Annotated in this window: 24 protein-coding genes; 11 read left to right on the top strand and 13 right to left on the bottom strand. The window is 70.7% G+C overall.

Annotated features, from left to right (window positions below; translation table 11 throughout):
* The first annotated feature begins 448 nt into the window (after positions 1-448).
* From AAC134_RS14125 to AAC134_RS14145, 5 genes are read left to right on the top strand one after another with little or no spacing between them, the layout of a single operon-like run.
* Positions 449-1,510 carry a phosphotransferase family protein gene (locus tag AAC134_RS14125; RefSeq protein ID WP_339949746.1) on the top strand — a complete coding sequence of 354 codons (1,062 nt, stop codon included), beginning with the start codon at positions 449-451 and terminating at the stop codon, positions 1,508-1,510.
* Positions 1,501-1,968 carry a hypothetical protein gene (locus tag AAC134_RS14130; RefSeq protein WP_339949747.1) on the top strand — a complete coding sequence of 156 codons (468 nt, stop codon included), beginning with the start codon at positions 1,501-1,503 and terminating at the stop codon, positions 1,966-1,968. Before AAC134_RS14125 ends, AAC134_RS14130 begins: the two co-directional genes overlap by 10 nt.
* A gap of 26 nt (positions 1,969-1,994) precedes the next feature.
* Positions 1,995-3,101, top strand: coding sequence for a hypothetical protein (locus AAC134_RS14135; RefSeq protein WP_339949748.1), 1,107 nt, complete (start codon positions 1,995-1,997; stop codon positions 3,099-3,101).
* Between the two features lie 52 nt (positions 3,102-3,153).
* Entirely contained in the window at positions 3,154-4,710 is a 1,557-nt protein-coding gene (locus tag AAC134_RS14140) for a long-chain fatty acid--CoA ligase (protein ID WP_339949749.1), read from the top strand.
* A 38-nt stretch (positions 4,711-4,748) separates the two neighbouring features.
* Positions 4,749-5,345, top strand: coding sequence for a TetR/AcrR family transcriptional regulator (locus AAC134_RS14145; RefSeq protein WP_339949750.1), 597 nt, complete (start codon positions 4,749-4,751; stop codon positions 5,343-5,345).
* A 30-nt stretch (positions 5,346-5,375) separates the two neighbouring features.
* Here AAC134_RS14145 and AAC134_RS14150 read toward each other — a convergent pair whose 3' ends face one another.
* The 11 genes from AAC134_RS14150 to AAC134_RS14200 form a co-directional block, all read right to left on the bottom strand.
* Positions 5,376-6,671, bottom strand: coding sequence for a TRAP transporter large permease (locus AAC134_RS14150; RefSeq protein ID WP_339949751.1), 1,296 nt, complete (start codon positions 6,669-6,671; stop codon positions 5,376-5,378).
* Complete coding sequence (locus AAC134_RS14155) at positions 6,668-7,201, bottom strand: TRAP transporter small permease (protein WP_339949752.1); 534 nt, start codon at positions 7,199-7,201, stop codon at positions 6,668-6,670. The genes AAC134_RS14150 and AAC134_RS14155 overlap by 4 nt, the downstream gene beginning before the upstream one ends.
* Complete coding sequence (locus AAC134_RS14160) at positions 7,198-8,232, bottom strand: TRAP transporter substrate-binding protein (RefSeq protein WP_339949753.1); 1,035 nt, start codon at positions 8,230-8,232, stop codon at positions 7,198-7,200. The genes AAC134_RS14155 and AAC134_RS14160 overlap by 4 nt, the downstream gene beginning before the upstream one ends.
* 252 nt (positions 8,233-8,484) lie before the next feature.
* The gene (locus AAC134_RS14165) at positions 8,485-9,714 is read right to left on the bottom strand and encodes an FAD-dependent oxidoreductase (protein WP_339949754.1); all 1,230 of its coding nucleotides are present in this window, start codon (positions 9,712-9,714) and stop codon (positions 8,485-8,487) included.
* A 76-nt stretch (positions 9,715-9,790) separates the two neighbouring features.
* Positions 9,791-10,945, bottom strand: coding sequence for an ABC transporter substrate-binding protein (locus AAC134_RS14170; protein ID WP_339949755.1), 1,155 nt, complete (start codon positions 10,943-10,945; stop codon positions 9,791-9,793).
* Between the two features lie 26 nt (positions 10,946-10,971).
* Positions 10,972-12,018, bottom strand: a complete 1,047-nt coding sequence (locus AAC134_RS14175; protein WP_339949756.1) for a branched-chain amino acid ABC transporter permease — start codon at positions 12,016-12,018, stop codon at positions 10,972-10,974.
* Positions 12,018-12,890: a branched-chain amino acid ABC transporter permease gene (locus AAC134_RS14180; RefSeq protein WP_339949757.1), complete on the bottom strand. Its 873-nt coding sequence runs from the start codon at positions 12,888-12,890 to the stop codon at positions 12,018-12,020. The genes AAC134_RS14175 and AAC134_RS14180 overlap by 1 nt, the downstream gene beginning before the upstream one ends.
* Positions 12,887-14,839, bottom strand: a complete 1,953-nt coding sequence (locus tag AAC134_RS14185; RefSeq protein WP_339949758.1) for an AMP-binding protein — start codon at positions 14,837-14,839, stop codon at positions 12,887-12,889. The genes AAC134_RS14180 and AAC134_RS14185 overlap by 4 nt, the downstream gene beginning before the upstream one ends.
* A 1-nt stretch (position 14,840) precedes the next feature.
* Positions 14,841-15,671 (bottom strand): ABC transporter ATP-binding protein, encoded by an 831-nt coding sequence (locus AAC134_RS14190; RefSeq protein WP_339949759.1) that lies wholly within the window; start codon positions 15,669-15,671, stop codon positions 14,841-14,843.
* Positions 15,668-16,525: an ABC transporter ATP-binding protein gene (locus AAC134_RS14195; protein WP_339949760.1), complete on the bottom strand. Its 858-nt coding sequence runs from the start codon at positions 16,523-16,525 to the stop codon at positions 15,668-15,670. Before AAC134_RS14195 ends, AAC134_RS14190 begins: the two co-directional genes overlap by 4 nt.
* A 221-nt stretch (positions 16,526-16,746) precedes the next feature.
* Positions 16,747-17,352 carry a TetR/AcrR family transcriptional regulator gene (locus AAC134_RS14200; protein WP_339949761.1) on the bottom strand — a complete coding sequence of 202 codons (606 nt, stop codon included), beginning with the start codon at positions 17,350-17,352 and terminating at the stop codon, positions 16,747-16,749.
* Between the two features lie 162 nt (positions 17,353-17,514).
* Between AAC134_RS14200 and AAC134_RS14205 the strand changes: the two genes are divergently transcribed.
* Positions 17,515-18,831, top strand: coding sequence for an FAD-dependent oxidoreductase (locus AAC134_RS14205; protein WP_339949762.1), 1,317 nt, complete (start codon positions 17,515-17,517; stop codon positions 18,829-18,831).
* A 119-nt stretch (positions 18,832-18,950) separates the two neighbouring features.
* On the top strand, positions 18,951-19,862 hold the full coding sequence (locus AAC134_RS14210) for an SDR family NAD(P)-dependent oxidoreductase (RefSeq protein ID WP_339949763.1): 912 nt from the start codon (positions 18,951-18,953) through the stop codon (positions 19,860-19,862).
* 45 nt (positions 19,863-19,907) lie between these two features.
* Here AAC134_RS14210 and AAC134_RS14215 read toward each other — a convergent pair whose 3' ends face one another.
* A complete protein-coding gene (locus AAC134_RS14215; RefSeq protein WP_339949764.1) occupies positions 19,908-21,101 on the bottom strand; it encodes an acyl-CoA dehydrogenase family protein in 1,194 nt (397 codons plus the stop codon).
* A gap of 268 nt (positions 21,102-21,369) precedes the next feature.
* Between AAC134_RS14215 and AAC134_RS14220 the strand changes: the two genes are divergently transcribed.
* From AAC134_RS14220 to AAC134_RS14235, 4 genes are read left to right on the top strand one after another with little or no spacing between them, the layout of a single operon-like run.
* Positions 21,370-22,641, top strand: coding sequence for an aromatic ring-hydroxylating dioxygenase subunit alpha (locus AAC134_RS14220; protein ID WP_339949765.1), 1,272 nt, complete (start codon positions 21,370-21,372; stop codon positions 22,639-22,641).
* 3 nt (positions 22,642-22,644) lie between these two features.
* Positions 22,645-23,199, top strand: a complete 555-nt coding sequence (locus AAC134_RS14225; RefSeq protein WP_339949766.1) for an aromatic-ring-hydroxylating dioxygenase subunit beta — start codon at positions 22,645-22,647, stop codon at positions 23,197-23,199.
* Between the two features lie 35 nt (positions 23,200-23,234).
* On the top strand, positions 23,235-24,062 hold the full coding sequence (locus AAC134_RS14230; RefSeq protein ID WP_339949767.1) for an enoyl-CoA hydratase-related protein: 828 nt from the start codon (positions 23,235-23,237) through the stop codon (positions 24,060-24,062).
* 2 nt (positions 24,063-24,064) lie between these two features.
* The gene (locus AAC134_RS14235; protein WP_339949768.1) at positions 24,065-24,805 is read left to right on the top strand and encodes an SDR family NAD(P)-dependent oxidoreductase; all 741 of its coding nucleotides are present in this window, start codon (positions 24,065-24,067) and stop codon (positions 24,803-24,805) included.
* Between the two features lie 9 nt (positions 24,806-24,814).
* Here the strand turns inward: AAC134_RS14235 and AAC134_RS14240 are convergent, their stop codons facing one another.
* Positions 24,815-25,585 carry an SDR family oxidoreductase gene (locus AAC134_RS14240; protein WP_339949769.1) on the bottom strand — a complete coding sequence of 257 codons (771 nt, stop codon included), beginning with the start codon at positions 25,583-25,585 and terminating at the stop codon, positions 24,815-24,817.
* Positions 25,586-25,588: the final 3 nt, after the last annotated feature.

The following is a 25,588-nucleotide window of genomic DNA, read 5'->3' on the forward strand; positions in this document are numbered from 1 at the left end:
CGATCCTCTTCCAGACCGAGGACCTGCGCGAAGGCGCCGCCGCCTTCGTCGAACGACGCCCCGCAGTCTTCAACGGGAGATGAGACGCCCACGCTCTTGAATCGGCGAAGCTCGGGTCGGTCTCCTGACTGACCCGCGACCGGGCGCCCGCGACGGTCTGGACCCGAAGCGTCCGGACCGTCGCAAGCCGATCCCGCACAAAATCCTTAGATCAGGCCGGCTTCGGACCGGCCGCTGTCCGGCCACTCTCGCCTGCGCTGGACGTGGGTCCGCGATTCCCCCGAGGCCCGCTGCTCCGGCCTCATCCAGATAATTGATTGACCGACTGGCCGGTTTTTCTTATAGCATCGGACAGGCGTCGCGGAACTGACGCCCGCAGGACAGAGGATGGCGTCGTCGGCTACATGCAGAACTCCCCCCGCCATAAGACAATTTTCCGAGGCCGCCCGTGACTCTCGCCAGCCCCGCCTGGAGAAGCCCGGCGCTGCAACCGCGGCTTGCCGGGTTCATCGAACGGCAAGTCGGCGAACCGGTTTCGGTCGCGGATCTGCACCGGTTCACCGCGGGACTGTCCTGGGCCACGATCGGCTTCACCCTGCGCCGCGAGGGGCGTCCGGACGAGCCGCTGATCCTGCGCATCGGCGATCCCAACGGCCTTCTCGCGCCCTACTCGGCGCGCCCCGAACACCTGGCGCTGTCCTCGCTCGCCGGCGCCGCGCGCCTGCCCGCGGCGGCCTCGCGGTGGTGGAGCGACGACGTCGAGATCATCGGCGCGCCGTTCATCGTGACCACGCGGCTGGAGGGGCGCACCCCGATGCCGATCTGGCCCGGGGCGGAGCACGACGGGGCGGGCGACAAGGAGACGGAGGACGCGGACCGGATCCTCGACGACTTCGTCGACGCGCTTGTCGCGGTGCACGCCTGCGACTGGCGCAACGCGCCCGCGGCGGCGCTCGACCCCGGCGCGACGGCGCACAGCTGCGTGCGCGACGAGATTGCGCGCTGGGTGGCGCGCCTGCCCGGCGCCGACGGGCGGCCCGAGGCGCCGGCGATGCGCTACGCGGCCGCCTGGCTGCACGACCACGCGCCGACCGCCGTGCGCCTCGCGCTCCTGCACGGCGACTACCGGGTCGGCAACTACATGGTGAAGGACGGGCGGATCAGCGGCATCCTCGACTGGGAGCTGACCCACCTGGGCGACCCGCACGAGGACCTCGCCTGGGCCGGGCTGCGCAGCCTGGGCGGCACCGCGGCCACCCTGGGCGGGCGGCTGGACCGGGCCGCGTTCCTGCGCCGCTACGCCGAGCGCAGCGGCCTGGCGCTCGAGCCCGAACGGCTCCGCTATTTCGAGGTGCTGGGCCAGTTCAAGGCCGCCTCGCTGCTGATCATGGCGCGCGAGCGGGTGCGCCGCGGGGCGGTGCATGACGCGCGTCTGGCGGTGATGGGCCTGCAGCCCGCCGCCGCCCAGATGGGCCTGATGAGCATGATCAAGGCGATCCGATGGACATGACCCCCGCCCAGATCTGCGCGGCGCTGCGCGAGCGGCTTGCCCAGGACGTGGCCCCGAAGCTCGACGACGACCACGCGCTGTCGCAGCTCCACGCCGCCATCGACGTGCTGGGCAAGATCGCGCCCCTGCTCGACTGGTCGGGCGAAATGCTGGGCGAGCAGATCGCCGCCCTCGAAAGCCGGCTGGCCGAGGCGGCGGAGACCGCGGCGGGGGCCGAGGGCGCGCCCCCCCTTTCGGCCCCCCTCGCCCTTCCCTGCGCCGACCTGCACGGGCGGCTGGCGGCGCGGCGGCGCGAGGCCTCGGCCTGGCTCGACTGGCTGCACGGGCCGGGGCGGGCGCTGGAGCCAGCCCGGCGCGAGACCCTCGAGCGGCTGCTGAGCGAGGCGCTGCAGGGGATGCTCGCGGCCGAACGCAAACGCATCGCGGCCATCGACTTCGCGTCGATGACCCGCGGCTGAAACCGGAACAACGGGAGACGACGTCCATGCTGTCGCCGCAAGACGACCTGATCGGCCACCAGACGCCCACCACCTTCAACCACGTCGCCTCCAGCGACGAGCGCTGGACCGAGCGCTACTGGTACTCCGGCGCGCCGATCGACCTGCCCGGCGTGGTGCTCGACCTCGGGCTGGGGTGGTATCCCAACCGCAACGTGATGGACGTCTTCGCCGGCCTGACCGCAGACGGGGTGCAGACGACGTTCCGCGCCTCCCGCCGGCTGGGCGGCGACCCGCTGGGCACGCGCGTCGGGCCGCTCAGCTTCCAGGTGATCGAGGGACTCAGGCGCCACCGCCTGGTGCTGGGGGAGAACGCCTCGGGCCTGAGCTTCGAGCTCGACTGGCTGGCCCGGTTCGACGGGCTGCAGGAGGCGCAGAGCTTCCGGCGCAAGCGCAACCGGGTCGAGGAGGATCTGACCCGGATGACCCAGTTCGGCCGCCTGCAGGGCTGGATCGAGCTGAACGGCCGCCGCTTCGAGGCGACGCCGCAGACCTGGTGGTCCCAGCGCGATCACTCCTGGGGCATCCGCTCGCGCATGCAGACCGACATGGCCTCGAACGACAGCCTGCCCGCCTACAAGGAGTTCTTCTGGTTCTGGCTGACCTACCAGTTCGACGACTTCGCCCTGTCGCTGTTCCTCAAGGAACGCGAGCCCGGCGCGCCGTTCTTCCTGTCGGGAGAGGAAGTCGACAAGGACGGCCGCACCCGCCACGTCGTGGCGGTCGAGCATGAGATCGAGTGGGCCGACGACCCGCTGGGCCAGACCTGGAAGGGCGGCGTGCTGGAGCTGACCTACGCCGACGGCGGCCGGCGGCGGATCACGCTGGATCCGCAGCCGGGACGCTTCTTCCTCAAGGGCGGCGGCTACGGCGGGCACAAGGGCTGGAACCACGGCGACGACATGGGGCGGGAGCATTCCGACCACTACGTCTGGGACCTTTCGGACCCCGAGACCCGCCGCCAGGCCCGCCAGCTGGGCGACCACTTCACCCGCGTCGAATGCGACGGCGCCGTGGGCTGGGGGATGAGCGAATACGGCGTCGCGAAAGGCTATCCGAAATACCAAATCGCGCAGGCGCACGAGCCGCTCTGACGCGACGCCCCTCCCGGCGCGCCGCGCCGGGACCGCGCCTTGGGAGGACGAAATGCGGTTCATGTCGAGCCTGGAGCGGGCGGTGCAGACCCGCGGCCGCTTCCCCGCCGTGATCGACGGCGAAACCACACGCACCTGGTCCGAGGTCGGCGCACGGGTCGACCGTCTCGCCGGCGGGCTCGTCGCCATGGGGGTCGCGCCTGGGGACCGGGTGGCGATCCTGGCGATGAACTCGGCCGACTACCTCGAGGCGCTCTATGCCATCGCGCGGGCGGGGGCGGTCTCGGTCCCGCTCAACACCCGCTGGTCGGTCGAGGAGACGGTTGCGGCGCTGCTGGACTTCACGCCGAAGCTCCTGATCGTCGACGCCGCCTTCCGCGACCAGGCGCCCGAGCTGCGACGTCGCGCGGGCATCGGCGGCGCGATCCACATGGGCCCCGGCCCGGTCCCCGCGGAGATGGAGGGGCACGAGGCCCTGATCGCCGCCCACGCCCCCCTGCCCGACCGTTCCGGCTCGGGCGAGGACCTGTGCAGCCTGTGCTGCACGGGCGGCACCACGGGGCGCTCGAAGGGGGTGATGCTGACCCACGCCAACCTGACCTTCGCGGCGGTGAACTGGATCGCGAGCCTGCATTTCTCGGACGAGACGGTGTTCCTGCACTCGGCCGGGTTCTTCCATCTGGCGGGCTCGATCCCGCTGTTCGCGCTGACCCTGGCGGGCGGGACCCATGTCCTGCTGCCCAAGTTCGACGCGGAGGCGGCCATGGAGACGATCCAGCGCCACCGGGTGACCTACTGCCTGTTCGTGCCGACGATGATCAACACGCTGATCAACCATCCGCGCTCGGGCGAGTTCGACCTCTCCTCGATCCGGACCATCGAATACGGCGCCTCGCCGATGTCGCTCCCGGTGCTCGAGGCGGCGATGGATCGCCTGCCGGACTGCCAGTTCATCCAGGGCTACGGGCTGACCGAGGCCACCGCGCTGACCCTGTCGCTGCCCTGGCGCCACCATTTCGACAGCGCCGAGGGGGCGAGCAAGCGCGCCGCCACCGGGCGGGCCGCCTATGGCATCGACGTGCGCATCGCCCCCCCCGGCGGCGGCGAGGAGCTGCCCCGCGGCGAGGCCGGCGAGATCCTGCTGCGCGGCCCCCAGATCACGCCCGGCTATTGGAACCAGCCCGAGCAGACAGAGGCGGCCTTCCACGACGGCTGGCTCAAGACCGGCGACGGCGGCTTCATGGACGAGGACGGCTTCGTCCACATCACCGACCGGGTGAAGGACATGATCGTCTCGGGCGGCGAGAACGTCTATTCCAAGGAGGTCGAGAACGCGATCTTCTCCCACCCCGCCGTGCAGGATTGCGCCGTGATTGCAGTGCCTTCCGAGGAATGGGGCGAGGCGGTTCATGCGGTGGTGGTGTTCCGCCCCGGCCGCTCGGCGACCTTCGAGGAGATCCGCGGGCATTGCCGCGCGCGGCTCGCCGGCTACAAGTGCCCCCGCAGCCTCGAGGTGCGGGACGCCCTGCCCCTTTCCGCCGCCGGCAAGATCGTGAAAGCTGAGCTGCGCGCGCCCTGGTGGGCCGACCGGCGACGCTCGGTCGGCTAGGCGCGCGAGGCGACCGGGGACGAGGCAGGGGGCGCGGGATGGCGCGGGTTCAAGCGGCCGACTACGGCGAGAAACGTCAGGCGATCATCGACTCCTCCGCCCGGCTTTTCGCGGAATCCGGCTACCCCGCCGTGCGCATCGCCGAGATCGCCAAGGCCTGCGGCGTCTCCAAGGCCATGGTCTACCACTACTTCCCCGCCAAGGACGACATCCTCCACCACCTGGTGCGCGAGCATCTCGAGCAGGTGGTCGAAAGCCTCGCGGGCGAGATCGACGCCGATGCGGAGGTCGAGCGGGCGCGGCTCGAAAGCTTCGTGCGCGGCTTCCTCGAAGCCTCGGCCAAGGCGCGCCACCGCAACCTGGTGGCGATCCACGACGTCATCTACCTCTCGCCCGAGCGTCGGACCGAAATGCAGGCCCTCCAGCGCCAGGTGATGGAGCGGCTGGGCGAGCGGCTCGCCGCCGCCAACCCCGGCGCGCCGCGGGAAATGCTGCGCCCGATGGCGCTCTACCTGATGGGCGTGCTGAACTGGTCCGACCGCTGGTTCCGCCCCGACGGCCCGATCGGGGCCGGGCAGATGGCCGCCCAGGTCAATCAGGCGTTCCTGCACGGCTGGCTCAGCTTCAAGGGCTGAACCAGCCGCTTTCCGGAACACAAGCTCCGCTCACCGGAACAGAAGTTCCGGCAGCAGCAGCGAGATCCCCGGGATCGCCGCCAGCAGGATCAGCCGCAGCACGTCCGCCGCCACGAAGGGCGCGACGCCGCGGTAGAGGGTCCACAGCGGCACGTCGCGCACCACCGTGCGCATGACGAAAAGGTTCATGCCAAGCGGCGGCGTGATCAGCCCGATCTCGACGGCCATCACCACCACGATCCCGAACCACACCGGATCGAAGCCGAGCCCGGTGACGATGGGAAAGAACAGCGGCACCGTCAGCAGCATCATCGACAGACTCTCGAGCACGCAGCCCATCACCAGGTAGATGCCCAGGATCGCCGCGATCACCGCCCAGGGCGGCAGCCCCGCGTCCCGCACCACCGCCAGCACGCCCTCATGCGCGCCGGAGAAGTTGAGGAACTCGGCGAAGACCGTGGCGCCGATCAGGATCGCGAAGATCGCGGCCGTGACCTCGGCGGTGGAGACCATGATCTCCCACAGCGTGCGCAGGGTGAGGTCGCCGCGGGAAGCGACGATCAGCAGGCTGCAGGCGGCGCCGATGCCCGCGGCCTCGGTCGGGGTGAACAGGCCCCCGTAGATGCCCCCGATCACCACCACGAACAGCAGCAGCACCGCCCAGACCCGGCCCAGCGCCGCGCGAACCTCGCGCCAGGGCACGCTCTCGCCCGGCGGAGCGCTGGCGGGGCGGCGCATCACGATCCAGGCGATCGCGAGGCAATAGCCCAGAATGCCCAGCAGGCCGGGGATCATGCCCGCGGCGAACAGCTCGCCGATCGGGGTCTCGGTGGTGATGCCGTAGACGACCATGATCACGCTCGGCGGGATCAGGATGCCCAGCGTGCCGCCCGCGGCCACGGCCCCGGTCGCCAGCGCATCGGAATAGCCGCGCCGGCGCATCTCGGGCACCGCGATGCGCGAGAGGGTGACGGCCGTGGCGACCGACGAGCCCGAGACCGCCGCGAAGCCCCCGCACGAGAGGATCGTGGCGAAGGCGAGCCCGCCGCGGAACCGCCCCACCAGGGCGCGGGCGGCGTCGTAGAGCTCTTCGGCGAGGCCCCCGCGGGCGACGGCGGCGCCCATCAGGATGAACAGCGGGATCACGGTCAGCGTGTAGGCGAGCGTGGTCTCCTTGACCACCAGCGCCATCGAGGCGAGCGCCATCTTCGCCCCGTAGGTCATCCAGATGCCGGCGGTCCCCACGCTCATCAGCGCCACCGCCACGGGCACGCGCGCGAAGATCAGCACGAAGGCCGCGAGGAAGCCCAGCAGCGCGACGGTCATTCCGCGCCCTCCTCGAGGTCCCCGCCGCGGACGATCACCGCGACCAGCAGCAGGGCCCGCAGGGCGAAGGCCAGCGCGCAGATCGCGCACATCACGGTCATGAAGCCCAGCGGCCAGGTCATCGACAGCCCGAAGGTCGCCGAGACGTCGCCGAACTCCGCCGCCCGACGCGCCAGCCGCAGCGCCTGGGGCGCGGCGAGCCCGAAGATCCCCGCCCCCAGCAGGCAGCCGAAGGCCCGCAGCGCCAGCCGACTGCGCGGACCGAGCAGCGCGTCGAACAGGTCGGCGGTGATGTGGCGCTCGCGCCAGGAGACGAACACCAGCCCGGTGAACACCGCGACGACGAGCGAGAACTCGATCAGCTCGGTGGCGCCGGGCAGCGGGCTGTTGAGCGCCTCGCGCCCGAAGACGTCCGCCGTCATCAGCCCCATCATCACGAGGATGGAGACGGCCGACGCCGCCTCCACCCCCCGCAGCAGCCTGGACCAGAGCCGGCGCGCCGGCCCCGGCGCTTCTCCGGCCCCGCTCATTGCGACAGCGCCGCCGTCTCGTCGCGCAGGCGGCCGGGCAGCTCGGCCGCATTCTCGACGCCCAGGCTCTCGGCCTTCTCGACCCAGGCCTTCTCGACAAAGGCCAGACGCTCGCGCAGGGCCGCCATCAGCTCGGGGTCGGCCTCGATCACGCCGCCGGTCTCGAGCGCATTCATCTCCGCCTCGGCGAGCACGTCGTTGGCGGCGTAGCCCGAGCCGATGGTGGCGGCCATCTTCTCGCCGGCGGCCGCGAGGACGATCCGCTGGTCCTCGGGGCTCAGCGCCTCCCAGGCGTCGCGGTTCATCACCAGGCCCAGCGCCGGCTGGAACAGGCCGCCCTCGACCTTGGTCATGTAGGGCATCACCTCCATCAGGCGGAAGCTCTTCATGGTGTCGAGCGGGGTGAAGGTGCCGTCCACGACGCCCGACGAGGCGAGCTCGTACATCTCCGAGACCGGCTTGTTGATCGGCACGGTGCCCAGCGCCTCGGAGGCGGCGGTGAAGCTGGCCACCGGGTTGCGCATCTTGAGCCCTTCGAGCTGGTCGATGCGCTCGATCGGCTGGCTGCGGGTGGCGATCTGGGAAGGCGTGGTGACGGCGAGCGTCAGGACCTTCACGCCCTTGAACTCGTCGCGCGGCTCGATCTCGGCCTCGAACATCCGCCACAGCGCGACGCTCAGCGCGCTGGGGTCGAAGTTGGAGAAGGGCAGCTCGGCCACCTCGGTCAGGGGGAAGCGGCCCGGCGTGTAGCCCAGCACCAGGAAGGTGATGTCGGCGAGCCCGTCGACGGCCACGTCGTACTGGCCGGGGACGGTGCCCACCACCTTGGGCAGGGTCTCGATCTTCACGCGGCCTTCGGTCTTTTCCTCGACCTCGGCGATGAAGGGCTTGATGGCGCCTTCGAGGACCGAGTGGCCCGCGGGCAGCCAGTTCGAGTAGCGCAGCACCGTCTCGGCCTGGGCCGAGGGGGCCTGCGTGGCGGCCAGCAGGGCGAGCCCCGCCAGGCGCGCCAGGCGTCGATCCATCTTCATGTCGCGTTCTCCCTGATCCGGCGCCTGTTCTGAGGGTCCCGGCGCCCTGTCTCGCGGGAGGCGGCCGCCGCGGGCGGACCGTCTCCCGACGCGGTCCGCCCGGGCTCGCCACGGGCGAGGGGGCAGAGGCGCGATGGGGCAATTATTAACCGGCTGTCCGGTTTATGCAATGAGAATGAATCGAGCGAAAACCGCCTGTTGGGTTGAGCGTTGAGGCGTCCTTTCGTCCGATCTGGCGAATTGTCCGACGAGTCAGCCGGCTTTCGCGAGCCGCGCCAGGCTGCCGTCGTGCGCCTCGAGCGCGGCGCGCGACACCCCGCCCGCGGAGAGCAGACGGCGGGCGGCCATGTGCTCGGCCGGGGCGTTGACCGTCTCGACGCAGACCAGCTCGGCGCCTTCCCAGCGATGCACGGCGAAGCCGCCCCGGGGCAGGTCGCGGACCTCCGCCGGGCCGTCCCCGCGCGGGGGGAGACCGGCGATCTGGAGCTTCCAGTCCGCCTGATCGCTCCAGAACCAGGGCAGCGCCGCGTAGGGCTCGGGGCGACCGGCAAGGCGTCGCGCGATGGTCCGGGCGTGGTCGCTGGCGGCCTGCACCGACTCGAGCCGCACCCGCGCTCCGGTCCGCGGATCGGGAAAGCTGCACGCGTCGCCCAGCGCCGAGATCGCAGGGTCGGAGGTCAGCAGCCCTGCGTCGGCGGCGATCCCGTCGGCGATCTCCAGCCCCGCCTCCTGCGCCAGCTCGACGTTCGGGCGCACCCCCACGGCCAAGAGCACGAGGCCGCCGAGGATCTCGGTCCCGTCGGCCAGCGCCACGCCTCGGGCGCGACCGGCGGCGTCGGTCAGGATCGCGGCGGCGGGGACGCCGAAAGCCAGCTCCACGCCCAGGCTCTCGTGCCTGGCGCGGAAGCGGGCGGACGTTTCGGGGGAGACGGCGCGGGCCATCAGCCGCTCGGCCGCCTCGACGACCGTGACGGCGCAGCCGGCGGCGCGGGCGACGGCGGCGAACTCCAGACCGATGAAGCCGCCCCCGATCACCACCGCCCGCGCGCCGGCCTCGACCGCGGCGGGGAGCGCCGTGCGCAGCGCCTGCGCATCGGCGAGCGTCCGCAGCCCCAGCACCCCGGGCGCGTCGATCCCCGGCAGCGGCGGACGCGCGTTGCGCGCGCCGGGCGCGAGGATCAGGTGGTCGTAGGCGAGCGGCGCGCCGCGGGCGAGCGCGACCTCCCGCGCCTCGCGCCGCAGGGCGCGCGCGCGGTCGTGGACCAGCTCGATGCCCGAGGTGGCGTAGAACGCCTCCGGCCGCAGGGCGAGCCGGGCGGCGTCGCCGTCCTTGAGATAGGCCTTGGACAACGGCGGGCGCTGGTAGGGCAGGCCCGGCTCCTCGCAGACCAGGCGCACCGGGCCCTCGTATCCTTCCTGCCGCAGACTGGCCGCGGCCTGGAAACCGCCCTGCCCGCCGCCCACGATCACCACGCCTGCCATTGCGCTCGCTCCCGCCATCCGCACATGAGAACGGCGGCGACCGGGGTCGCCGCCGCAGGGTCGTTCCGCCGTCGGCTCACTCGACCGGGGCGTAGCTCAGCGTCTCGAAATCGGCCTGCATGATGGTGACGGGGGAGTTGGTGAACCGCCCGCCCTCGAACGCGGCCGGCGCCATCACGCCGCTGTCGATCGGCGGCCCCTCGGCCAGGGCCTTGTTGGTGCAGGCCCAGGTCAGGTCCTGCGCGCAGCTCTGCATCGCGGCGATCAGCAGCCGGGTAGAGGTGTAGCCGGTCATCGTGTAGCGGTTGACGCGCGCCACCTCGCCCTCGTCGAGATGCTGCCTGGCGAGCTCCAGGAACGCCTTGCCCGCGTCGGACTGCAGGGGCGCCACGTAGTCCACGGCGTAGATCCCGTCCGAGGCCGGGCCGATGGCCTTGAGCACCTCCGGCACGCGGCCGGGCCAGAAGGTGGCGATGGCGGGCGTGATGCCCAGCTTCTCGGCCTCCTTCACCATGGCGATGTTCTCGGAGATGATGCCGCCGGCGACCAGCACCTCGACGCCGGCGTCCTTCACGCGCAGCATCTCGGAGGAGAAGTCCTTCTGTCCGCGGGCGTAGCGGGTCTCGAAGGCGACCTCGATCTCGGCCTCGCCCCTGGCCTGCTCGATGCCCTCGCGCAGCGCGGCGCCGTAGTCGTCGTCCTGGGTGATCACGCCCCACTTGGCGCCGGGATGCTTGTCCGCGAGGAACAGCGCCAGCTGCCGCATGCCCTCGGTGTAGGACTGGCCGACGACGAAAACGTTGTCCATCGGCGGCTCATAGAGCGGCGGCAGCGGGCCGATGGGGATCATGGTGGGGATGCCCGACTGCTTGAGCACCGGGATCGAGGCCACCGCCTGCCCCGAGCCCGAGACCGCGGTCAGCGCGAAGACCTTGTCCACCCCGATCAGCTTGCGCAGGCTCTGGATCGTGCGGGAGGTGACGTAGCCGTCGTCCTCGGCGACCAGCTTCAGGGTGCGCCCGCCGACGCCGCCCGCGGCGTTGGCCTCGGCCAGCGCCAGGCGGACGCCGAGGTTGTGGGCGATGCCCAGCAGGCCCGGCGGGCCGGTCAGCGGCTCGACCTCGCCCAGCAGGATCTCGGTGTCGCTCACGCCCTGGTCGGCGGCCGTTGCGGCCCCCGCCAGCGCCGCGGCGGCGAGCAGGCCGGCGGCCGCGCCTTTCCAAGTCTTCATCTCTTTGACCTCCCTGGTTTTCTTGTTCAGTAGCGCAGCGGCCAGAGCGTCCAGACACGCTGCGCGTCTCGCCACAGGCCCATCAGCCCCTCGGGCTGGAGCCTGAGGAATAGGATGATCACCAGCCCGTAGAGCGCGCCCTTCACCTCATGCGCGCCGGTCGAAAGCAGGGCGCGGGCGGAGTCTCCGAAAGCCGCGAACAGCATCGACACGACCTCCGGGAGGCCCACCAGGAAGACCGCGCCCAGGATCGCGCCGGCGATCGAGCCCATGCCCCCCACGATCAGCATCGCCAGCGCCTCGATCGACAGCAGGAACGGGAAGCCGTCCACCGTCACGAAGCTGAGGAAGATGCCGTAGAGCGCGCCCGAGATCCCCACCACGAAGGAGGAGGCCACGAAGGCGTAGAGCTTGTAGGTCCGCAGATCGACGCCCATGACGCGCGCCGCGTCGTCCTTGTCGCGGATCGCGAACCAGGCCCGCCCGATGCGCGAGCGCTTCAGGTTCAGCGCGCCGAGGATCGCCAGCACCAGGAAGATCGCGGCGAGCCGGAACATGTCCCGGTCGGTCGCCACATCCCAGCCCAGCAGCGTCGGGCGGTTCACGAAGATGCCCGAGGCGCCGTTGGTCAGGCCCGGAAACTCCAGCACCAGGTGGGTGACGATGAAGGCCGAGGCCAGCGTGGTGATCGCGAGATAGAGGCCGGTCAGCCGCAGCGAGGGGATGCCCACCAGCACCGAGGCCGCCGCCGGAACCAGTCCCGCCAGCAGGAAGCCCGCCAGCGGATCCCACCCCCAGCTCTCGACCGGGATCGCGTAGCCGTAGGCGCCCAGCACCATGAACCCGGTCTGGCCCAGAGAGATCAGGCCCGTCCACCCGGTCAGGATGTTCAGCCCGATGCCGCCCACGGCCGTGATCATCATCAGCGTGACCAGCGTCAGCAGGTAGGTGTCGAGCAGGAAGGGCGCCGCGGCGAGCGAAGCCAGCCCGACGGCGATCCAGGCGCGCTGGGGCCAGGAATCCGTCAGCGCCAGATGCTCGGCGATGGTCTGCTTGTAGAACCCGGAGCGCATCAGAGCCTCTCGATCCGCTTTTCGCCGAACAGGCCGTAGGGACGGACCATCAGGATGGCGATGATGATGACGAAGCCGGCGACCTCCTTCAGGCCGGGGCTGAGGTAGCCGCCGACCAGGTTCTCGGTGACGCCGATCACCAGCCCGCCGAAAGCCGAGCCGACGACGGAGTCGAGCCCGCCCAGGATCGTCGCCGGGAACGATTTCAGCCCCAGCGCGTAGAGGGAGGGCGACAGCTCCCACGCGATGGCGAACAGCGCGCCGGCGATGCCCGACATCACCGCCGCCGCGCCCCAGGCCGCCTGCTGGACGCGGGCGGTCTTCACCCCCATCAGCCGGGCGGTGGCGTCGTCGGAGGCCACCGCGCGCATGGCGATGCCGAAGCGCGAATAGCGGAAGAAGGCGAGCATCGCGGCGACCGAGACGGCGAGCGCGACCACCACCCCGATCTGCGCGCCGCGCACCCGCACGCCGCCGAGATCGACCAGCGCCGAGCCGGCGGCCAGCCCCATGTCATGAGGCAGCGCGTCCCAGACCAGCATGGTCCCCGAGCGCAGGATCACCGCAAGGCCGATGGTGGTCATGATGCGCGCCAGGATCGGCTCGTCGACCATCGGGCGGATCACGATCCGCTCCACCGCCAGGGCGAAGAGGACCGAGAACACGATGGCGCCCGCCGCGGTCAGCCAGGGGTTTCCGTCGGTCGAAGAGGCGATGGAGAACGCGACGTAGGCGGTCACCATCCCCATCTCGCCCTGGGCGAAGTTCAGCAGGCCCGTGGCCTTGAAGATGATCGCGAAGCTCATCGCGATCAGGCCGTAGACCGCGCCGACGGCGAGGCCGGAGACCAGAAGTTCCACAAGGTAGTTCATGCGCTCGCCTCCGCCGGGCCATAGATCTGTTCGAGCTCGCGGGCGAACTTCGTTTCGATGATCGAGCGGCGGACCTTCTGGGTGGCGGTCAGCTCGCCGTCGTCGTGGTCGAGCTCCTTCTCCAGGATCACGAAGCGGCGGATGTTTTCCACGCGCGCGAAGCGGGTGTTGACCTCGTCCACCACGGTCTGGATGAAGGCGCGCATCTGCGGCAGTTGCGCCAGCGACTTGTAGGTCGTGTAGGGCAGGTCCCGCTCGGCGGCCCAGAGGCCGGCGTTGTCGAAATCGAGCTGGATCAGCGCGCCGAGGAACTTGCGCCCGTCGCCGGTGACGATGACCTCCTTGATGCAGGGATGGTCCTTGAGGGCGTTCTCGATCTCGGAGGGGGCGATGTTCTTGCCGCCGGAGGTGATGATGATCGCCTTCTTGCGGTCGACCACCGCGATCTCGCCGTTGTCGAGCGTGGCCACGACGTCGCCCGACAGCAGCCAGTCGCCCTGCATGGTCTTGGCCGTCGCCCCCGGGTCGCGGAAGTAGCCCTTGAAGACGGCGGGGCCGCCGAGCAGGATCTCTCCGTCCTGCGCGATCTCGTAGTCGGTGCCCTCCACCGGCAGGCCGCAGCCGCCCAGGCGGAAGAAGCCGGGGCGCTGGACGAAGACGCAGCCCGCCACCTCGGTCATGCCGTAGCCCTGCGCCAGCGGCAGGCCGATCACCGAGAAGAAGCGCAGCGTCTCGGGGGAGACCGAGGCGCCGGCGCAGAGGCGGTGATAGGTCCGGTCGAGGCCCATGTGGCGCTGCACGTTGCGAAACATCAGCCAGTGGAGCGCCTGCCCTTGCAGTTTTTGCGAGAGGGAGAGGCGGCCGTCATTGGCCTGGCGCGCATCGTCCAGGCGGCGGCCCCAGCGCAGGAGGGCTTCCGCGATGCGCCGGCGGGTCGCGCCGCTCTCGCGCAGGCGAAACTCGAACCCCTCCTTCATCTTCTCCCAGATGCGGGGGACGCCGACCATGAAGGTGGGGGCGATCTCGCGCACGTTGAGGTTCACCGCGTCGATGGACTCGGCGAAGTTCACCGTGCCGCCCGCGACCAGCAGCATGGCCATCGAATAGCAGCGCTCGGCCGCGTGGCAGAGCGGCAGGTAGCCCACCGCCTCGATCCGGGCGCGGTCGGCGCCGACGGTGCGGGCGTAGGCGTGGGTCGAATAGACGATGTTGCGATGGGTCAGCATCGCGCCCTTGGGCGGGCCGGTGGTGCCGGAGGTGTAGACCATCAGCGCCGCGTCGTCGGGCGAGGCCTCCTCCAGCATCGCGTCGAGGCGCGCGTCGGCGTCCGGGTGGGCGGCAAGATACGCGTCCCCGGCCTCCAGCAGCGCCTCGAACGAGGTGAGCTGCGGGTTGGCGTAGAGGCGCATGCCCTTCATGTCGACGCAGACCACGTGGGCCATGTCGGGCAGGCCGTCGCCGTTCGCCTGCGCGTCGAGGACCTTGTCGGTCTGCTCCTGGTCGCCGCAGACGGCGAGGCGCGCGCCGGAGTGGCGGGCGATGTATTGCAGCTCCGGCCAGGGGTTGGTGGGGTAGATGCCGACGGGGATGGCGCCGATCATCTCGGCGCCGAGGTCGGCGTAGTACCACTCGGGCGTGTTCTCCGAGGCGATGACGATCCGGTCGCCCCGCCCGATGCCGAGGCTGAGCAGCGCCAGCGCGAAGCGGCGCGCCTGCCGCTCGTAATGCGCCCAGTCGTAGCGCCGCCAGACGCCGAGGTCCTTCTCGCGCAGCGCCAGCTCTGTGGGCGTGCGGCGGGCGCGTTCGCGCAGCAGGCGCGGCAGGGTGGTGGCGCCGGCGCGAAGGGTGTCGAAGGCGAGCGGGTCGTGGCCCGACGGCAGCGGCGTGCGGTCGGCGGCGAAGAGTTCGGCGGGGGGGGCGAGGCGCGGATCCGGGGTCAGGTCGGTCATCTCAGCTCGCCTTCGCCTGGAGGAGAAGGGCGGGCGCGGCCCCGGGCGCCTGGCGCGCGGCGGCGGCCTTCGATCCGAGGTAGGCTTCGATCACGCCGGGATGGGCCTGCACCTCGGCCGGCTTTCCTTCGGTGATCGTCGCGCCGAAGTTCAGCGCGTGGACCCGGTCGGAGATGTCCATCACCAGGTGCATGTCATGCTCGATCATCAGGATCGACACGCCGAGCTCGTCGCGGATGTCGAGGATGAAACGGGCGATGTCCTCGGTCTCCTCCTGGTTCATGCCGGCCACGATCTCGTCCAGCAGCAGGAGTTTGGGGTCGGTGGCGAGCGCGCGGCCCAGCTCGACGCGCTTCTGCTGGCCGTAGCTGAGGGTGCCCACGATCTTGTCGCGGATGGTCTCGATCTCGAGGAACTCGATGATTTCCTCGGCGCGCTCGCGGGCGGCGATCTCCTCGCGCCGGGGGCGGCCGAAGTGGAAGACCGCCTCGACCAGCGAGGTCTTCATGCGCCAGTGGCGGCCGACCAGGATGTTGTCGACCACGGTGCCGTGCTTGAACAGCGCGAGGTTCTGGAAGGTCCGCCCGATGCCGTGGCGCACGTAATCGTGGGGCGCGACGCGGGCGAGGTCGCGGCCCAGGAGCTCGATCGTCCCCGCAGAGGGCGGCAGCACGCCCGAGATCATGTTGAAGAGCGTGGTCTTCCCCGCCCCGTTGGGTCCGATGATCGAGACGATCTCGCCCGCCTCGACATGGGTCGAGACGTCGCTCACCGCGGTCAGCCCGCCGAAGCGCTTGGTGACCCCGGTCAGTTTCAGCAGAGGCGCGCTCACGACAGCCACCGCTTGCGGCGCTTGTAGTGCTTCACGTCCCGAAAGCTGCGCCGCTCCCCGCCCCCGGAGAAGCCCAGGTAGTATTCCTGCACGTCGAGATTGCCGCGCATCTGCTCGGCGGGGCCGTCGAGCACGATGCGGCCGTTCTCCATGATGTAGACGGTGTCGGCGATCTCCATCGCCTGCATGGCGTTCTGTTCGACCAGCAGGATGGTCATGCCGAACTCGGCGTTCAGGCGGGAGACGGTGGCGTAGATCTGCTCGGCGATCAGGGGCGCGAGGCCGAGGCTGGGTTCGTCCAGCGCCAGCAGCCGCGGCTCGGCCATCAGGGCGCGGCCGACGGCGACCATCTGCTGCTCGCCGCCCGAGAGGTATCCCGCGATCTGGCGACGCCGCTCGGCGAGGCGCGGGAACAGGTCGTAGACCATGGCCCGCAGGCGGGAGAGGTCGTGGGAGGACTTCAGGTGCCCGCCCATGGTGATGTTGTCCTCGACCGTGAGGTTGACGAACAGGCGCCGCCCCTCGGGGACCAGCGCCACGCCGCGGGCGACGATGCGGTCGGTGGGCGTGCGGCCGAGGTCCTCGCCGTCGAGCAGGATCGCGCCCTTCTCGACCTCCCCGTCCTCCAGCGCCAGCGAGCCGGTCAGGGCCTTGAGCAGGGTCGACTTGCCCGCGCCGTTGGAGCCGAGCAGCGCAACGACCGAGCCCTGGGGGACGACGAGCGAGACGTCGCGCACCGCCTCGACCGCGTGGTCGTAGACGATCCGGGCGTTGCGGATCTCGAGCAGCGGGGCCGCGGGCGGCGGCGTGGGCGCCGCTTCGTCCGCGAACGAACTGGTCTGGATCTGACTCAAGAGGACGGCCTCCCTGGCGCCTGCTGGCTGGGTCGCCGACCCCTCGCAGCCCGCATCGAATTAGCAGGCTGGACGTTCGGCTTTTTTTTGAATCTCTATCACAGATCGTTCCACGCGCAACAGGTGGAATGCCCTGCGGGCTCAGGATCCAAATAAAAAACCGAACGCACGGCTTATCATTCAGGCGCAGGCTGGTCCTGCCGCGGCCGCTGCGGCCGCGGTCAGCCCCGGTCAGGAGAGCTGCGGAAGCCGTTGAGGAAGATATCCACGGTCCGGTCGGCGAACGTCTCGGCCGAGATCGGGCCGTCGCGGTCATACCAGGCGAAGGTGTAGTTCAGGATGCCCAGCAGCATCATCGCGTAGGTGCTGTCCGAGCTGATCGCCAGACGGCGCGAGGCGTCCAGCCGCGCCAGCGCGTTGCGGACAATGGACACGATCTTGCGCTGGTCGGCGGCGATCTTCTGGCGCAGATCGGGCTCCAACAGGTTGAAATCGTTCAACAGAACCACCTGCTCATGGGCGTTGACCGCGTTCAGCCGCATGATGCAGCGCGCCACTTCCCGCAGGTGCGCCTCGGGGTCGAGGAGCCTGCCCTCCACCGCCTCGAGCTGGCCCAGCATCTCGGCGACATGGCTCTCGATGATCTCGGCGAGGATCTCCTCCTTCGATCCGAAATAGTGGTAGAGCGCCCCGCGCGACGAGTCGCAGGCCCTGGCCAGGTCCAGGATGGTCGCCGTCGCGAATCCCTTCTCGGCGAACAGTTTGCCGGCTGTCCGGAGAATCTTCTCCCGGATCTCGGGGTAGAGCTGCGACTGGGTCCGGGCCATGCGGTCGTCCTCTGCTGCGCCTTCGCCCATACGTTCTCGCAAAAGCGACGTCCCCCGGCAAGCCACCGGCGGTTGCAACGAGACCCGGTCGATGGAAGAATAACAAGACGGCCGGACGGATTATAATTCCTGCCGAGGACGAGGCATCGGGAGGATTCGAGCATGCGGACGGACGACCGTTTCGACGTGGTGGTGATCGGCGCCGGCGCGGGGGGCTGCTGCGCCGCCGCCCGGACCGCGGCCGCGGGTCTGCGCACCCTGCTGATCGACGACCACGCCTGGCTGGGCGGGCGCGCGGGCACCGAGGTCATCGACGGCCACCGGGTCAACATGGGCGCCATCGCGCTCGAGCCCGGCGGCGTCTTCGAGGAGACCTTCCGCCTCGCCGGCGCCGAGCTGGAGATCCGCGAGCCGAACCCCGCCACGGTCTTCTACCTCGACCGCAAGGTGGTGAACGTCCAGAAGGGCGGCCTGGGGCTGCTGCTGGGCGGGCTGACGAAACAGGCCTCCAAGGTGCTCGACCAGTTCGCGCAGGCGCGCTCGGGCTCCCTGCCCGACGGGCGCGAGTCGACCGAGGACTGGCTCAAGCGCTACACCTCGAACGCCACCGTGCACGCGATCTTCCGCAACCTGTGCGCCGCGATCTTCGCGATGAACGCCGACGAGATCCCGGCCCGCGCCTTCCTGACCTACTTCACCTCCAAGGGCGCGTTCAAACGCTTCGGCTTCCACCCGCGGGGCACCGGCGGCGCCTGGGAAGAGCTGGCCGCGGCGGTGGAGCGGCTGGGCGGCGAGGTCTGGCTGGAGGCCCCCGCCGTGGAGCTGGAGATCGAGGGCGGCGCCATCCGCGCCGTGCTGATCGCGCGCGAGGGGGAGACGGTGCGCGTGCCCGCCGCCTCGGTGATCTTCAACGGCGGCCCCCGGGCGCTGGCGGGGCTGGCCGGGGCGCATCTCTCCCCCGATTACGTGCGCCGCGCGCGCGAGGTGCTGAAGCCCGCCGCCAACATCGTCTACAACTTCGCGAGCCGCGAGGAGATCATGCCCGCCCCCGGCATCATGACCTTCGGGCGCACCGCCACCGGGCGGCTGTGCAACATGGCCAACCTTTCGGCCGCCTGCCCCGAGATCGCGCCCGAGGGCTGGCATCAGTACGTGGCCTACGCCGTCCCCCGCCCCGCCATCGGCGATTTCGACTCGCAGGCGGAGGTCGAGAACGGCCTGACCGACCTGCGCGAGCAGTTCCCCGGCTTCGACGACAAGGTGAAGATGCTCTCGGTGCGGGTGATGCGCGACGACTGGCCGGCCCAGCGCTCCGGCGCCGGCTACGACATGGAGCAGGAGACCGGCGTGACCGGCCTGTGGTGCGTGGGCGACGCGGTCAAAAGCTACGGGAACGGCGGCACGCAGGCCTGCGCCGAGACGGCCAGGATCGCCGTGGACCGCATCCTGGCCGAGCGTCGGCAGACCGCGCCCGCCTGACCGCCGCGCCGGCGCCGGGCGAGCGCGCCCCTTCCCGTTGCAACTGGACGGCGCGGCGCCGGGCTGCTTTGCTCGCGCGCAGGACCGGGCGAAGACCCGGCTCGGGAGGAGAACAAGACATGACATTGAGGCTGGATGGACGGGTCGCCGTGGTGACCGGCGCAGGCGCAGGGCTTGGGCGCGCCCATGCGCTGCTGCTGGCGAAACAGGGCGCGAAGGTCGTGGTCAACGACCTCGGCGCGGCGATGGACGGCACGGGCGCCAACATGGCCGCCGCCGACCGCGTGGTGGACGAGATCCGCGACGCCGGCGGCGAGGCGGTCGCCAACTATGAGAGCGTGGCCTCGAAAGAGGGGGGCGAGGCCATCGTGGCCGCCGCGCTGCGCGCCTTCGGGCGCATCGACGTGCTGGTCAACAACGCCGGAATCCTGCGCGACAAGTCCTTTGCGAAGGCCAATCTCGACGATTTCCGCACCGTCTTCGACGTCCACTACTGGGGCGGGGTGTTCTGCACCAAGGCGGCCTGGGGACATATGCTCGACCAGGGCTACGGGCGGGTGATCTTCACCACCTCGATCGCGGGAACCTCGGGCAACTTCGGGCAGGCCAACTACGGCTCTGCCAAGGAGGGGCTGCTGGGCCTGATGCGCACGCTGGCGATCGAGGGCGCCAAGAAGAACGTGCTGGTCAACGCCGTCTCGCCGGGCGCCCGCAGCCGGATGACCGAGAACCTGGGCATCCCCGAGGACTATCTCGCCATGCTCGACCCGGGCCATGTCTCGCCGGCCGTCGCCTACCTGGCCTCCGAGGCGTGCTCGGACACCGGCGTGATCGTCACCGCGGCGGCCGGCGGCTTCGGGCGGCTGCATTATTTCGAGAGCCTGGGCGTGCAGTTCGACTCCCACGGCCCCGTGCCGGTCGAGGATTTCGCCGCCGCCTGGGACCGCATCACCGCCCTCGACGGGCTGAAGGCGAGCGAGTTCGGCGCCTCGGGCCGAACGCAGGACCGGCTGGCCACGCGAAAGAAATGAGCAGGGGCCGCCCGCCGGCGCCGGAGCCGGTGGGCGGCGCGCCGCTCAGATCCGCTTGGCGACCTCTTCCAGCATGACCTCGGTCGCGCCGCCGCCGATGCGCAGGATGCGGGCGTCGCGGGCCATGCGCTCGATCGGCGTGCCGCGCATGTAGCCGGTCCCGCCGTGGAGCTGCAGGCAGCCGTGCACGACGTCGTGCAGGATCTCGGGCGCGGTGGACTTGATCATCGCCGTCTCCAGGCTGACCGGCCGGCCGCCGTCCAGGGCCTGCGCCGTCTGGTAGACCAGCGCGCGCACCATCGCCACCTGGCTCGCCAGCGTCGCCAGGCGCTGGCGGGTCGCCTGCTGGTCCCAGATCGTCTTGCCGAAGGCCCGGCGCTGGCGCACGTAGTCCAGCGTCAGCTCGATGGCCTTGGCGCCCTCGCCGGCCGAGAAGGCGCCGATCATCAGGCGCTCATGCTCGAACCCCTGCATGATCGCGTAGAAGCCGCGGTTCTCGCCCCCCAGCAGGGCCGAGGCGGGGACGCGGACGGAATCGAAGTAAAGCTCGGCGGTGTCCGAGCTGAGCCAGCCGTGCTTGCTGAGCTTCTGGGCCACGCTCACGCCCGGCGTGTCGCGCGGCACCAGGAACAGCGACAGGCCGCGCGCGCCCTCGCCCCCGGTGCGCGCGCCCACGATCAGCAGGTCGCCGTAGACGCCGTTGGTGATGAACATCTTCGAGCCGTCGATGATCCAGTCCGCATCCTCGCCCGGCCCGTCGCGACGCGCCTTCGTGCGCAGGGCCGCAACGTCCGAGCCGCCCCCCGCCTCGGTCACTGCGATGGCGCACACCACTTCGCCCGCGCAGATCCGGGGCAGCCACTGCGCCTTCTGCTCGGGCGTGCCAACGCGGCTGATGTGGCTGGCCGACATGTCGGTGTGCACCGTCACCGAGGCGGTGACCCCCCCGAAGGTGGAGCGGCTGAGCTCCTCGCCGAACACCACCGAGGCGAGCGCGCCCATCGCCGTGCCGCCGTATTCCTCGGCGTGCTGCATCCCCAGAAGGCCCAGCGCGCCGAGCTTGGCGAACACCTCGCGCGGGATCTCCCCGGCCTCCTCCCAGGCTTCGGCATGGGGCTGGATCTCGGTCTCGACGAAGCGGCGGACCTGGTCGCGGAGCATCTTGAGCTCCTCGGGCACGAAGTCCGGGTCCGGCAGGCGAAAGCCCTTCTCGGCCGAAGTCTGGGCGAATGCGTTCACGGCGAGGGCCTCCCTGTCACCCCGCGCGGGACGCCCCGAGAAGGGGTGGCGCGTCGGGGCTGTCGAAAATCAAGACGAACGTCCGGTTAATTACTCGTTACGCCGCTGCGCCCGTCCCGGTCAAGCCTCGTCGCATCGCGCGAGCGTGGCCGAAAGGCTTGACCCGCCGCGCGTTGCAAAATAATAGAACGTCTGTCCGGTTTATTACATCGCTCCGACGCCTCGCCCCGAGCAGCGTCCGCGCAACCCAATCCTGTGGAGGCTTCGCATGGACGGATCCGCACTTCCCGGCCGCTGGGACGGCCTGATCGAGCCCGGCCGCGTGCACGGCTCGCTCTATTACGACGAGGCGATCTTCCGCGAAGAGGTCGAGAAGATCTGGTTCCGCACCTGGGTCTACATCGGCCACGAAAGCGAGATCCGCGAGAAGAACGACTTCGTGACCAAGAGCCTCGGGCCGATGCCGGTGCTGATGGTGCGCGACATGAAGGGCGAGGTGCGGCTGCTGCTGAACCGCTGCCCCCATCGCGGCAACGCCGTGTGCGTGCAGGAGAAGGGCAACCGCGCCCGCTTCACCTGCCCCTACCACTCCTGGACGTTTGCCAACGACGGCCGGCTGATCGGCTACGCCTTCCCCGAGGGCTACCGAGACGCGCCGAAGAACGAGCTGGGCCTCGGCCAGGTGCCGCGGGTTGAGAGCTACCGCGGCTTCGTCTTCGGCTGCATGGACCCCGACGTGATCCCGCTGGAGGAACACCTGGCCGGCGCCCGGCGCACCATCGACCAGGCCTGCGACAACTCCCCCACCGGCGAGATCGAGGTCACCGCCGGGTTTCTCAAGCACCGCACCCGGGCCAACTGGAAGTTCATCCTCGAGAACGAGTGCGACGGCTATCACCCGGCCTTCGTGCATTCCTCGATCTTCTCGGTCTCCGACAGTCAGATCGGCTCGATCTACGGCGACGACGCGGTCTGCGTGACCCGCGCCCTGGGCCAGGGCCACACCGAGGTCGACGTCCGCCCCGAGTTCCGCCGCCGGGACGAACCGCTGAGCTGGTTCGGAACCAAGGCCGCCAAGCTGCCCGCCTACGTCGAGCAGATGAACGCAGCCTATGGCGAGGAAAAGGCCCGTGAAATCATGATCGACGGGATGCCGCACGTCATGATTTTTCCGAATCTCTTCATCGCAGAAATCCAGATCTTCGTGATCCAGCCCGTCTCCGCCAACGAGTCGATCCAGAACGTGACGGCGATCCAGTTCAAGGGCGCGCCCGACATGAACCGCCGGCTGCGCCAGCAGACCATGGGCTCGGTCGGGCCCGCCGGCTTCCTGCTCGCCGACGACACGGAGATGTATGAGCGCAACCAGCGGGGCCTCGAGATCCGCGACCCCGAGTGGCTGTTCCTCAAGCGCGGCGAGCATCGCGAGCGCCAGGACGAGGACGGCTTCACCGTCGCCCATTCCACCGACGACCTGCCCAGCCGCCACATCTGGGCGCACTACAAATCGGTGATGTCGCGCCCGCTGAAGGAGGCCTGAGCCATGTCGATCCCCGCCCAGGACATCGCCGGCCCCGAGATCCTCAAGGAGTGGACCGGCGCCGACAAGACCGCGATCCGCGCCGACCCGGCCCTGCATTTCGAGGTCAGCCAGTTCCTCTACCGGGAGGCGCGCCTTCAGGACACCCACGACTACGACGGGTGGGAGGCGCTGTGGACCGACGACGCGGTCTACTGGGTGCCGGCCAACGGCGCCGACATCGACCCCGAGCGGCAGATGTCGATGATCTACGACAACCGCTCGCGCATCGGGCTGCGCATCCGCCAGCTCAAGACCGGGCGGCGCCACTCCCAGACCCCGCCCAGCCAGCTCGCCCGAGTGATCTCCAACGTCGAGCTGCTGGAGAGCGAGAGCGACGACATCCGCGTCGCCGCCAACGTGATGGTGTTCGAGACCAACCTGCGCGGCGACACCGTCTGGGGGGCGCGCAACGAATACACCCTGCGCCGGATCGACGGCGCGCTGCGGATGGCCTTCAAGAAGGTCGTCCTGGTCAACAACAACAAGGCGATCTGGACGCTGTCCTTCCTCGTCTGAGGAGGGACGCGTCCTCGCCCAGGGAGGACCGCGACATGGACGACCAGACCCCCGACAAGCCCGAGGAGATCATCGCCGAGGGGCCGGTGCTGGTCCGCTACGCCGAGGGCGTCGCCGAGATCGAGCTCAACCGCCCCGAGGCCGCCAACGGCTTCAGCCTCGAGCTCGGGCGACGCCTTCACGAGGCGATCATGACCGTGCATGGCGACCGCCGGGTGCGGGCGGTGATCCTCTCGGGCCGCGGGCGGATCTTCTGCGCCGGCGGCGACATCAAGGAGTTCTTCTCCAAGGGCGAGGACCTGCCGAACTTCCTGCGCATGGCCACCGCCTACCTGCAGACCTGCGTCTCGGGGCTGGTGAACCTCGAGGTTCCGGTGGTCGCCAAGATTCAGGGGTATGCCACCGGCGGGGCCGGGATGGGCCTGACCTGCGCGGCCGACATCGCGGTCTGCGGCGCCTCGACCCGCTTCATGGCCGGCGCCACGCGCGTGGGCATGGCGCCCGACGGCGGCGCCACGGCGACGCTCTCGCGCCTGGTGGGCTTCCGCCGGGCGATGGACATCGTCCTGACCAACCGCATGGTCGAGGCCGACGAGGCCGAGCGCATCGGCCTCGTCACCCGCGTGGTCGCCGACGAGGCGCTGGACGCCGAGGTCCGCAAGCTCGCCCGCCAGCTGGCCGACGGGGCGCCCCGGGCGCAGTCGGCGACCAAGCGGCTGATGTGGAACGGGCTCGCGCGGGGCTTCGACGCCTCCCTGCCCGACGAGGCGCGCGAGACCTCGCAGCTCTCGGGCACGGCGGACTCGCTCGAGGGGCTCAAGGCGGTGATCGAGAAGCGCAAGCCGGTGTTCGAGGGCCGCTGAAGGTGCCGGGAACCGACCGCCTGCAAGACCTGCGCGCCCTCGTCACCGGGGGCGCGGCGGGCATCGGCGCCGCCGTCGTCCGCCGCCTGGCGCAGGAGGGCGCGCAGGTCGCGATCCTCGATCGCGACGCCGCCGCGGCCGAGGCGCTGGCGGCCGAGACCGGCGCCGCGTTCGCCGCCGTCGACCTCACCGACTTCGCCGGCGTGCGCGAGGCCATCGCCCGCCTCGGCCCCTTCGACATCGCGGTCAACAACGCCGGCGTCGACCAGCACGCCTTCTTCACCCAGACGACCGAGGCCGACTGGCGCCGTCTGCTGGCGATCAACCTCGAAGCGGTGTTCTGCGTGACCCATGCGGCTCTGCCGGCCATGCAGGCGCAGGGCTTCGGGCGGGTGGTGATGATCGGCTCCGAGGCGGGGCGGCTCGGCTCGCGCGGCGGCTCGGTCTACGCCGCCGCCAAGGGCGGGCTGGTCGCCTTTGCGAAGTCCCTGGCGATGGAGAACGCCCGCTACGCGATCACCGTCAACACGGTCCTGCCGGGGCCCGTCGACACGCCCCTTCTGCGCAAGGCGGTGGCGGCGGGGGGCGACAAGCTGCTGGCGGCCATGGAGAACGCGACCCTGCTTCGTCGCCTCGGCGCGCCTGAGGAGGTCGCCGCCGCCGTCGCCTTCCTCGCCTCGCGCGAGGCGGGGTTCGTCACCGGCGAGACGCTGGGCGTCTCCGGCGGCATGCCGCTCGCCTGAGCGCGGCGCTCAGCCCACGAAGCTTCCCCCGTTCACGTCCAGCACCGCGCCCGAGGTGTAGGAGGCCGCGCGCGTGCACATCAGCGCGATGGGCCAGCCCAGCTCCGCCGGCTCGGCGGCGCGGCCGGCGGGCAGCGAGGCGGGATCGAAGCGGATCGTCCGGGCGACGCGCTCGAACAGCGGCGTGCGCACCACGCCGGGCGCGACGCCGTTGACCAGCACGCCCCGCCCCACCGCCCGGCGCGACAGCCAGCGCACCAGCGTGTGCACCCCGCCCTTGGAGGCGGCGTAGGCCGCATAGTCCAGCGACGCCTCCTGCGAGGCGCCGCCGTTGCGCCCGGCCGCCGATCCGACCAGCACGACATAGCCCTCGCCCCGCTCGGCCATGCCCTCGACGATGCCCGCGGCGAGCTGCACCGGCGCGCGGACGTTGACGTGCATGACAAAGTCGAAGGCCTCCTCCGGCGTCTGGCCGGGAAGGCCCTGGAAGACGCCGGCGACATTGGCGAAGGCGAACCAGGGCGCGGCCGCGACCAGGCGGGCGCAGAAGGCGGGCTCGCGCAGGTCGCCCTGCTCGGCGCGCACGCGCGCCCCCTTCGCCTCGAGCGCCTCGCGAAGGGGGGCGAGGTCGGCGATGTCGGCCAGGGTCAGCTCCGCCCCCAGTTGCGCCAGGCATTCGGCCGTGGCGCGGCCGATGCCGCTGGCCGCGCCCGTGACCAGCACCGGGCGCCCCGAGAGGTCGAGCGGCGCCGGCAGCGGGGGGAGGGGGTCGAGAGGCATTTG

Source organism: uncultured Albimonas sp., assembly GCF_963977235.1.
Classification (GTDB): Bacteria; Pseudomonadota; Alphaproteobacteria; order Rhodobacterales; family Rhodobacteraceae; genus Albimonas.

Excerpts from the sequence above, each read along its gene's own strand:
- AAC134_RS14130 (WP_339949747.1), top strand. The coding sequence starts at position 1,501 with ATGGACATGACCCCCGCCCAGATCTGCGCGGCGCTGCGCGAGCGGCTT.
- AAC134_RS14135 (WP_339949748.1), top strand. The coding sequence starts at position 1,995 with ATGCTGTCGCCGCAAGACGACCTGATCGGCCACCAGACGCCCACCACC.
- AAC134_RS14140 (WP_339949749.1), top strand. The coding sequence starts at position 3,154 with ATGCGGTTCATGTCGAGCCTGGAGCGGGCGGTGCAGACCCGCGGCCGC.
- AAC134_RS14145 (WP_339949750.1), top strand. The coding sequence starts at position 4,749 with ATGGCGCGGGTTCAAGCGGCCGACTACGGCGAGAAACGTCAGGCGATC.
- AAC134_RS14150 (WP_339949751.1), bottom strand. The coding sequence starts at position 6,671 with ATGACCGTCGCGCTGCTGGGCTTCCTCGCGGCCTTCGTGCTGATCTTC.
- AAC134_RS14155 (WP_339949752.1), bottom strand. The coding sequence starts at position 7,201 with ATGAGCGGGGCCGGAGAAGCGCCGGGGCCGGCGCGCCGGCTCTGGTCC.
- AAC134_RS14160 (WP_339949753.1), bottom strand. The coding sequence starts at position 8,232 with ATGAAGATGGATCGACGCCTGGCGCGCCTGGCGGGGCTCGCCCTGCTG.
- AAC134_RS14165 (WP_339949754.1), bottom strand. The coding sequence starts at position 9,714 with ATGGCAGGCGTGGTGATCGTGGGCGGCGGGCAGGGCGGTTTCCAGGCC.
- AAC134_RS14170 (WP_339949755.1), bottom strand. The coding sequence starts at position 10,945 with ATGAAGACTTGGAAAGGCGCGGCCGCCGGCCTGCTCGCCGCCGCGGCG.
- AAC134_RS14175 (WP_339949756.1), bottom strand. The coding sequence starts at position 12,018 with ATGCGCTCCGGGTTCTACAAGCAGACCATCGCCGAGCATCTGGCGCTG.
- AAC134_RS14180 (WP_339949757.1), bottom strand. The coding sequence starts at position 12,890 with ATGAACTACCTTGTGGAACTTCTGGTCTCCGGCCTCGCCGTCGGCGCG.
- AAC134_RS14185 (WP_339949758.1), bottom strand. The coding sequence starts at position 14,839 with ATGACCGACCTGACCCCGGATCCGCGCCTCGCCCCCCCCGCCGAACTC.
- AAC134_RS14200 (WP_339949761.1), bottom strand. The coding sequence starts at position 17,352 with ATGGCCCGGACCCAGTCGCAGCTCTACCCCGAGATCCGGGAGAAGATT.
- AAC134_RS14205 (WP_339949762.1), top strand. The coding sequence starts at position 17,515 with ATGCGGACGGACGACCGTTTCGACGTGGTGGTGATCGGCGCCGGCGCG.
- AAC134_RS14210 (WP_339949763.1), top strand. The coding sequence starts at position 18,951 with ATGACATTGAGGCTGGATGGACGGGTCGCCGTGGTGACCGGCGCAGGC.
- AAC134_RS14220 (WP_339949765.1), top strand. The coding sequence starts at position 21,370 with ATGGACGGATCCGCACTTCCCGGCCGCTGGGACGGCCTGATCGAGCCC.
- AAC134_RS14225 (WP_339949766.1), top strand. The coding sequence starts at position 22,645 with ATGTCGATCCCCGCCCAGGACATCGCCGGCCCCGAGATCCTCAAGGAG.
- AAC134_RS14230 (WP_339949767.1), top strand. The coding sequence starts at position 23,235 with ATGGACGACCAGACCCCCGACAAGCCCGAGGAGATCATCGCCGAGGGG.
- AAC134_RS14240 (WP_339949769.1), bottom strand. The coding sequence starts at position 25,585 with ATGCCTCTCGACCCCCTCCCCCCGCTGCCGGCGCCGCTCGACCTCTCG.